The organism is Nonomuraea sp. NPDC049646 (assembly GCF_044465525.1).
Classification (GTDB): Bacteria; Actinomycetota; Actinomycetes; order Streptosporangiales; family Streptosporangiaceae; genus Nonomuraea.
In genome coordinates this window covers 493,869-500,973 of record NZ_JBITLU010000002.1, presented here as the reverse complement: position 1 = coordinate 500,973, position 7,105 = coordinate 493,869, and the positions used below count along the sequence as shown (strand labels likewise).

At 72.3% G+C, this 7,105-nt stretch carries 7 protein-coding genes; all 7 read right to left on the bottom strand.

Annotation, left to right across the window (positions count from 1 at the left end; all coding sequences use genetic code 11):
* On the bottom strand, positions 1-770 hold a 770-nt coding region (locus ACIBQ8_RS07195; RefSeq protein ID WP_397191437.1), incomplete at its 3' end, for a DUF2804 domain-containing protein.
* Between the two features lie 11 nt (positions 771-781).
* The gene (locus ACIBQ8_RS07190; protein ID WP_397191436.1) at positions 782-2,185 is read right to left on the bottom strand and encodes an NAD-dependent succinate-semialdehyde dehydrogenase; all 1,404 of its coding nucleotides are present in this window, start codon (positions 2,183-2,185) and stop codon (positions 782-784) included.
* Complete coding sequence (locus ACIBQ8_RS07185; protein WP_358286581.1) at positions 2,178-2,843, bottom strand: GntR family transcriptional regulator; 666 nt, start codon at positions 2,841-2,843, stop codon at positions 2,178-2,180. Before ACIBQ8_RS07185 ends, ACIBQ8_RS07190 begins: the two co-directional genes overlap by 8 nt.
* A gap of 14 nt (positions 2,844-2,857) precedes the next feature.
* Entirely contained in the window at positions 2,858-4,018 is a 1,161-nt protein-coding gene (locus ACIBQ8_RS07180) for a mandelate racemase/muconate lactonizing enzyme family protein (RefSeq protein WP_397191435.1), read from the bottom strand.
* A gap of 7 nt (positions 4,019-4,025) precedes the next feature.
* Positions 4,026-4,844: a carbohydrate ABC transporter permease gene (locus ACIBQ8_RS07175; RefSeq protein ID WP_397174103.1), complete on the bottom strand. Its 819-nt coding sequence runs from the start codon at positions 4,842-4,844 to the stop codon at positions 4,026-4,028.
* The gene (locus tag ACIBQ8_RS07170) at positions 4,838-5,722 is read right to left on the bottom strand and encodes a carbohydrate ABC transporter permease (RefSeq protein ID WP_397191434.1); all 885 of its coding nucleotides are present in this window, start codon (positions 5,720-5,722) and stop codon (positions 4,838-4,840) included. Before ACIBQ8_RS07170 ends, ACIBQ8_RS07175 begins: the two co-directional genes overlap by 7 nt.
* Complete coding sequence (locus tag ACIBQ8_RS07165; protein ID WP_397191433.1) at positions 5,719-7,077, bottom strand: ABC transporter substrate-binding protein; 1,359 nt, start codon at positions 7,075-7,077, stop codon at positions 5,719-5,721. The genes ACIBQ8_RS07170 and ACIBQ8_RS07165 overlap by 4 nt, the downstream gene beginning before the upstream one ends.
* Positions 7,078-7,105 lie beyond the last annotated feature (28 nt).

Genomic DNA, 7,105 nt, shown 5'->3' with positions numbered 1-7,105 from the left:
TCCCGGTTTTTTGTGGGGGGGGGCCCGTGGAGCCCCCGCCGGCCCCCCCGGGGGGGGGGGGGGGGGCCCCCGCCCCGCCCCCGGGGGGGGGGGGCGGCCGCCCCCCGGCCCCCCGCGCCGCCCCCGCCCCAGTTCCAGCGGATGTCGCCGGGCCAGCGCCCGCGCCCGAGGTCGAGCGTGGCCAGGGCGTCGGCGGGGTCGAACTCGTAGGTCAGGCCGCCCACGCGCACGGTGCCCTCGGCGGGCCGGCCGACGTCCTTGACCGTGTACTGGAAGCGGCGCGGGCCCCAGGGCACCACGACCGACAGGCTCTCGCGGCCCGGCACCCGGCGCACCAGCACGTCGGCGGCGATCTCGGCCGACTTCAGCCGCAGCCGGGTGCCGCCGGCGGTCTCGTCGACGCTGATGCGGACCGGGCCGGCGCCGATGCGCACGCTGCCCTCGCCGCCGCGCTCGGAGAAGGACACGCCCCTGGCCGGGACGAGCAGGCCCCGGCTGGAGACCTGCTCGCCGGTGCGCCGGTCGAGGAAGAACGCCGACTCGCCGGCCAGGTAGTCGAGGCTGCTGGCGCTGAAGGCGAACACGTGGCCGGGGCTGGTGACGCACCAGTAGTCCCAGCGCATGGTGCGGCCCCAGCCGCGGATGTTGGCGCGGTGCAGCGGGGTGCGGCTCCAGCCGACCGCGGCCGGGTTGAGCCGGCCGTCGGGCAGGCACAGGTCGACCCGGCGGGTGATCTCGCGCTCGGCGACCGCGCGCGGGCTCGTCTTCATCGTGCTCTCCGTCATCGTCCCAGCCCCACGCTGAGGTACTTGTACTCCAGGTAGTCGGCCACCCCGTGGTGGCCGCCCTCGCGGCCGTAGCCGCTGCTCTTGATCCCGCCGAACGGCGCCTGCGGCGGCGCCAGCGGGCCGCCGTTCACGGTGACCATGCCGAACTGCAGCTCCTCGGCCACGCGCAGGGTCCTGGTCAGGTCGTTGGTCCACACGTAGGCGGTCAGCCCGTACGGGGTGGCGTTGGCGCGTTCGACGACCTTGTCGCAGTCGTCGAACTCCAGCACCGGCGCGACCGGCCCGAACGTCTCCTCCCGGCAGACCAGCATGTCCTCGCTCACCCCGCCCAGCACGGTCGCCGGGTAGTACGTCCCGGCCCCCTCCGGACGGCTCCCGCCGGTCAGCACGGCCGCGCCCTTCGCGACGGCGTCCTCGACGTGCCTGCTCACCTTGGCCACGGCCGCCTCGTCGATGAGCGGGCCCAGCTCGGCCGCCCGCGCCTGGCGCACCAGCTCGCCGGTGAAGGCGGCGGCCAGCGAGGAGTGGACGAAGATCCGGTTGGGCGAGGTGCAGGCCTGCCCGGCGTTGAGGAACTTGCTGCGGGCCACCGCGCGGGCCGCGGCGACCGGGTCGGCGTCCGGGAAGACCAGCACGGGCGCGTGCCCGCCCAGCTCGACGCTGAGTCGCTTGACGTCGTGGGCGCTCTGCCTGATCAGCTCGCGGCCGACCTCGGTGGAGCCGGTGAAGGACACCTTGCGCACCCGCGGGTCGCTCATCACCGCCTGGCCGAACCCGGCCGGCCGGGACGTGGTGACCAGGTTGAACACGCCCGGCGGCAGCCCGGCCGCGACGAACGCCTCGGCCACCGCGATCGCCGACAGCGGGGTCTGCTCGGCCGGTTTGAGCACGACCGTGCACCCGGCGGCCAGCGCCGGGCCGAGCTTGCGGGTGATCATCGAGACCGGGAAGTTCCACGGCGTGATGCCCGCGACCACGCCGACCGGCTCGGGCAGCAGCCAGATGCGGTTGCCCTCGTGCGCGCCGGGCACGGTCTCGCCGTACAGGCGGCGGGTCTCCTCGGCGGCCCACAGCAGGTGGTCGGCGCCGGAGAGCACCTCGCCGGTCGCCTCGGCGAGCGGCTTGCCCTGCTCGGCCGTCATGATCGCGGCGATCCGGTCGGCCCGCGCGGTCAGCTCGCGGGCGGCGGCGCGCATGAGGTCGGCGCGCTCGTGGGCGGGCATGGCCCGCCAGCCGGGCAGCGCCGCCGCGGCCGCGTCGATCGCCTGCGTGGCCAGCTCCGGGCCGCAGTCGGCGACCTGCGCCAGCGGCTCGCCGGTGGCGGGGGAGCGGACGGTGAAGGTCTGGTCGGCCTCCTGCCATGCGGCTCCGACGAGAGCCTTGCGGGTGTCAGCCATGTGTCTCCTGGATTCCTTCGATGAGGGCCTTCATGGCGGCCATCTCGTGCGCGTGCTGCAGCCTGCCCGCCAGCGGGATGTCGCCCTCGACCAGGGCGTTCCTGATGGCGATGTGCTCGGCGTGCGACTTGGGCAGCCGCCAGGGCACCAGGCGGAAGCCGCGCTGGGCGGTCTCCGTGCGGGCCCACAGGCTCTGCAGCATGCGGTGGGTGAGCTTGCTGTGCTCGGTGTCGCACAGCAGGGAGTGGAAGCGCCGGTTGAGGCGGGCGAAGGCGGCGACGTCCTCGCGGGCGACGGCGGTCTCGCACTCGGCGAGCACCGCGTCGACCTCGGCCAGCCGGGCGCCCTCCAGCGGCACGCCGCCCAGCTCCAGCGCCAGCGCGGTGAGCGCGGCCCGGACGCTGTAGAGCTCGCGCACGTTGGCCACCGTGAGCTCGGCGACCACGGCGCCGACGTGCGGGCGCTCGACCAGCCAGTCCTCGGAGCAGAGCTGTTTGATCGCCTCGCGCACGGGCGTCTCACTGATGCCGACGGCCTCGGCCACCACCCTGGTGGTGATCTTGGTGCCGGGAGGCGCCTCGCCGCTCATGATCAGATGTTTGATGTGCTCCGCCGCAAGATCCGCCTTGGTGCGGAAGGGGGAACGCGATTCGGCCATGGTTGAGGAGCCCTTCAGACCCGCTGGACGGTGAGCGGCTCGATCGCCGCGTGGTCCAGCTCTACACCGATTCCGGGCCCCGTCGGAACGGCGACGAGACCGCGGGAGTCGGGCAGCAGCGGTTCGGTCAGCATGGCGTGGAACACCTCCGGGACGATCACCGGCGGATCGTAGGGGTACTCCAGCCAGTCGCAGTTCGGCAGCGAGGCGCAAAGTTGCAGGTTGCCCGCCACCCCGAGCCCGGTGGCCCAGGCGTGCGGGATGACCCTGCGCTGCCGGGCGGCGGCCATGGCGCCGAAGTCGCGCAGCGCGCCGATCTCCTCGCTCTCGTTCGCGTCGGGCTGAAAGATGTCGAAGCAACCATCCTCCAGCATGCGCACGAGCTGGCCGATGCCCCGGTTGTGCTCGCAGCCCGCGATCGGGATCGGCGAGGCCGCGGTCAGCTCGCACAGGGCGCGGTAGTCGTGCCGGGGCAGCGGCTCCTCCAGCCACGCCACGCCGAGCCCGGCCAGCTCCCTGGCGGTGGTCAGGGCGCGCTCGAAGTCCCAGATCAGGCGGGTGCCGTCGGGGGCGTAGCGCCAGCGGGCGGCCGCCTGGTTGGCGTCCACCATGATCGCCACGTCGGGGCCGACCGCCTCCCGGACGGCGGCGACCTGCCGCACGTCCTCGGCCACGGTGGCCGCGTGCACGCGCAGCTTGATGCCCTGGAAACCGCGCTCGACGGCGGCCAGGGCGTCCTCGGCCCGCTGCCGGGGGTCGCGGAGCTCGCCGAAGCTCGCGTACGCGCGGACAGCTCCCGAGTGCCCGCCCCAGAGCTTGTACAGCGGCTGCCCGCAGGCCTTGCCGACGGCGTCCCACACGGCGACGCCGACCACCCACGGCCGGGGGAAGACGTACTCGGCCACGTACCGCAGCCGGTTGGCGACGTGCGTGGTGTCGAAGGCGTCCAGGCCGACGAGCTGCGGGCGGATCCAGCCGCGGATCGCCTCCAGCAGCATCGGCCCGGTGCCGTGGCCCATGTCGCCGCCGGACACTCCGACGATGCCCTCGTCGGTCTCGACCTCGACGACGACCGCCGACATGGCCCGGTGCGCGCCCTCCGGGGCCCACGACGGCACGAACGGCCGGGGATAGGGCAGCTCGATGACCCGCGCGCGGACGTCTGTGATCCTCATCGGCTCCTCACCCCTTGGTCGCGCCGTCCGCGAGACCCTTGATCAGGTACTTCTGCACCAGCAGCGCGAAGACCACCACGGGCAGCACGGTCAGCACGCCGACCGCGGCCAGCGGCCCCCACATCCCGCCCTTCTCGGTGTCGGCCGCGATCCCGGCGATGGCGACGGGGATGGTGACCGCCCGGTCGTTGGTGAGGATCAGCGCGAACAGCAGCTCCTCCCAGGCCAGGATGATGCAGAAGATCAACGTCGAGACCAGGCCGGTCAGGCTCGTCGGCACGATGATCCGGAAGAACGCCCCGAACCGCGAGCAGCCGTCGATCATCGCCGCCTCCTCCAGCTCCTTGGGCAGCCCGCGGAAGAAGGCCCGCATCAGCCACACCACGTACGGCACCAGGAAGGTCACGTACGCCAGGATCACGGTGATGTACTGGTCGGTCAGCCCCAGCTTCCTGGCCACCAGGAACAGCGGCACCACCAGCGCGATCGGCGGCACCGCGCGCGAGGCCAGGATCAGCCCGCCCACCACGCCCGCGCCGCGCATCCGCAGCCGCGACAGCGCGTACCCGGCCATCGAGCCGGCGACCATGGAGATGGCCGAGGCGCCGGCCGCCACGATGACCGTGTTGACCATGCGGGGCAGGATGCGCGCCTGCCGGAAGTAGCTGACGTAGTTGTCGAGGGTGAACTCGCTCAGCCACCGCGGCGGCACCGTGAAGATGTCCCTGGGCAGCTTGAACGAGATCGAGACCATGTAGAGCACGGGGAACAGGAAGGCCAGCGTCACCAGGACGGCCCCGGTGACGGCCGCGTACCGTCTCACCATCGGTTCTCCAGACGCCGGGTCACGCGGAACAGGACAAAGGTGATCAGCATCGTCAGGACCAGGACGATCGTCGCCATCGAGGAGGCCGAGCCGAACTCCAGGCTCCGGAACCCCTTCTCGTAGATGTAGAGGTTGATGACGTTGGTCGAGTTGCCCGGCCCGCCCCTGGTGGCGGCCAGCGCGATGTCGAACATCTTGACCGCGCCCAGCCAGCGCACCACGAACGCGGCGGCCATCACCGGCACCAGCAGCGGCAGCGTGATGTGCCGCAGGATCGCCCAGCGGCCGGCGCCGTCGGAGCGGGCGGCCTCGTACACGTCGCCGGGCAGCGCCATGATCCCGGCCGAGGCGATGAGCACCACGAACGGCGTCCAGCGCCAGGTGTCGATGACGATCAGGCTGACCATGGCCAGCGCCGGGTCGCCGATCCACTCGACGGGCCCGACGCCGACCAGGCCGAGGGCGTAGTTGACCACGCCCCACAGCGGGTCGAGCAGCATCCGCCACACGCCGCCGGCGACCACCGGGGCCACCACCATCGGGATGAGGAACAGGGCGCGCAGCACGCCCCGCCCCCGCCAGGCGACGTTGAGCAGGAACGCGATGGCGAACCCGAGCACCATCTGCAACGGCAGCGCGATCACCAGGTAGACGCCGGTGACCCGGAGCGAGTCCAGGAAGCCCGGATCACGCAGCACGGCCTCGTAGTGCTGCCAGCCGACCCAGCCGGACGGCTGGAAGGAGGCCAGGTCGAAGTCGGACACGCTGACCCAGGCCGTGTAGAGGATCGGGTAGAGCAGCATGCCCGCCAGCAGCAGCAGGGCGGGGGCCAGGAAGAGCCAGGCCGTGCCCGGCTCTCCCAGTCGGGCACGCCTCACTGGTTGTAGCCCTTGGACGTCAGCAGGTCGCCGATCTCCTTGGCGGCCTGGTCGATCGCCTGCTGCGCGGTGGCCTGCCCGGACATGGCCCGGCTGGTCTGCAACGCCAGGATCTGCTGCACGGCGTCGGACTCGGGCAGCCTGGGCCGCCACATCTCACCCTTGGAGACGACCTCGTAGCCGTCCTTGAGCGCCTTGTAGACCGGGCCGGCCCACTCGGCCGGCGGCGTGCCGTCGAGGCTGGAGTTGCGGGCGGGGAAGGTGCCGAACGCCTTTCCGGTGAACTGCTCGCCCTCCTTGGAGGTCACCCACTGCAGCCAGGTCCAGGCGGCGGCCGGGTGCGTGGACTTCTTGGAGACGCCCGCCGTCCAGATGCCGCGGTGGGCGCCCGGCGAGGTCGATCCGGCGGGCAGGGTGGTGAGGCCCACCTGCTCGGGGGTCAGGGTGGTGGTCTCCTTGTCCACGGCGGTGCCCTTGTAGACGCTGCCCCACATGAACATGGTGGCCGTCTTGCCCTGCCGGAAGGCCTCCAGCGGCTCGTTGAACTGGTACGTGCTCGCCCCGGGCGGCGCGTACTTGAGCAGGTCGACCTGCGTCTGCAGGGCCTTGACGCCCGCCGGGCCGCCGAAGGCGACCTTCGTGCCGTCCAGGATCTTGCCGCCGTCGGAGTTGAGCACGGTCTGCCACACGGTGGGGGTGAGCGGGTCCTTGGTGAAGTACGTGCCCACGGCCCAGGAGTCGGTCCTGCCGTCGCCGTCGGTGTCCTGGACGAGCTTGGGGGCGTCCTTGAAGTACTGCTCCCAGGTGGTCTCGGCGGTCGGCTCGGCCACGCCGGCCTTCTTGTACAGCGACTTGTTGTAGAACATCAGCAGCAGGTTGGAGCGCACCGGCACGGCGTACTGCTTGCCCTCCCACTCCCCGGCGGCCAGCGGCGAGGGGTTGAAGTCGGCCCAGTCGTAGCCGGGGTCGTTCCACTTGGCCAGCTCGGGGCCCTTGAGGTCGTACAGGGCGCCGGTCTTGGCGAGCTGCGGCAGCCAGGGGTCGTCGGCGAGCACCACGTCGTAGGTGGCGGTGGTGCCGGTCAGCTCCAGCATCGTCTTGGGGAGCTGGTCGTTGTAGGGGATGCCGTCCACGGTGACCTTGATGCCGGGATGCTTCTTGGCGAACTCCGGCACGAGCTTGTCCTGCCACTGCTTGGCGAACGCGTCGTTGGCGATCACGCGGATCGACACCGGGGCCTGCGCCGTGCCGAGGCCGCCGCCGTCGGCCGCGACCTCCTGCGACGGCGAGCCGCAGGCGGCGACGCTGAGCGCGAGCACGGCCGCGGCCGTGACGAGCCGGGTGTTGGTCAACACTGGTGTCCTCCCGGAGGGGAATGGGGGA

Coding starts and splice junctions, on each gene's coding strand:
- ACIBQ8_RS07190 (WP_397191436.1), bottom strand. CDS start 2,185: ATGGCTGACACCCGCAAGGCTCTCGTCGGAGCCGCATGGCAGGAGGCC.
- ACIBQ8_RS07185 (WP_358286581.1), bottom strand. CDS start 2,843: ATGGCCGAATCGCGTTCCCCCTTCCGCACCAAGGCGGATCTTGCGGCG.
- ACIBQ8_RS07180 (WP_397191435.1), bottom strand. CDS start 4,018: ATGAGGATCACAGACGTCCGCGCGCGGGTCATCGAGCTGCCCTATCCC.
- ACIBQ8_RS07175 (WP_397174103.1), bottom strand. CDS start 4,844: ATGGTGAGACGGTACGCGGCCGTCACCGGGGCCGTCCTGGTGACGCTG.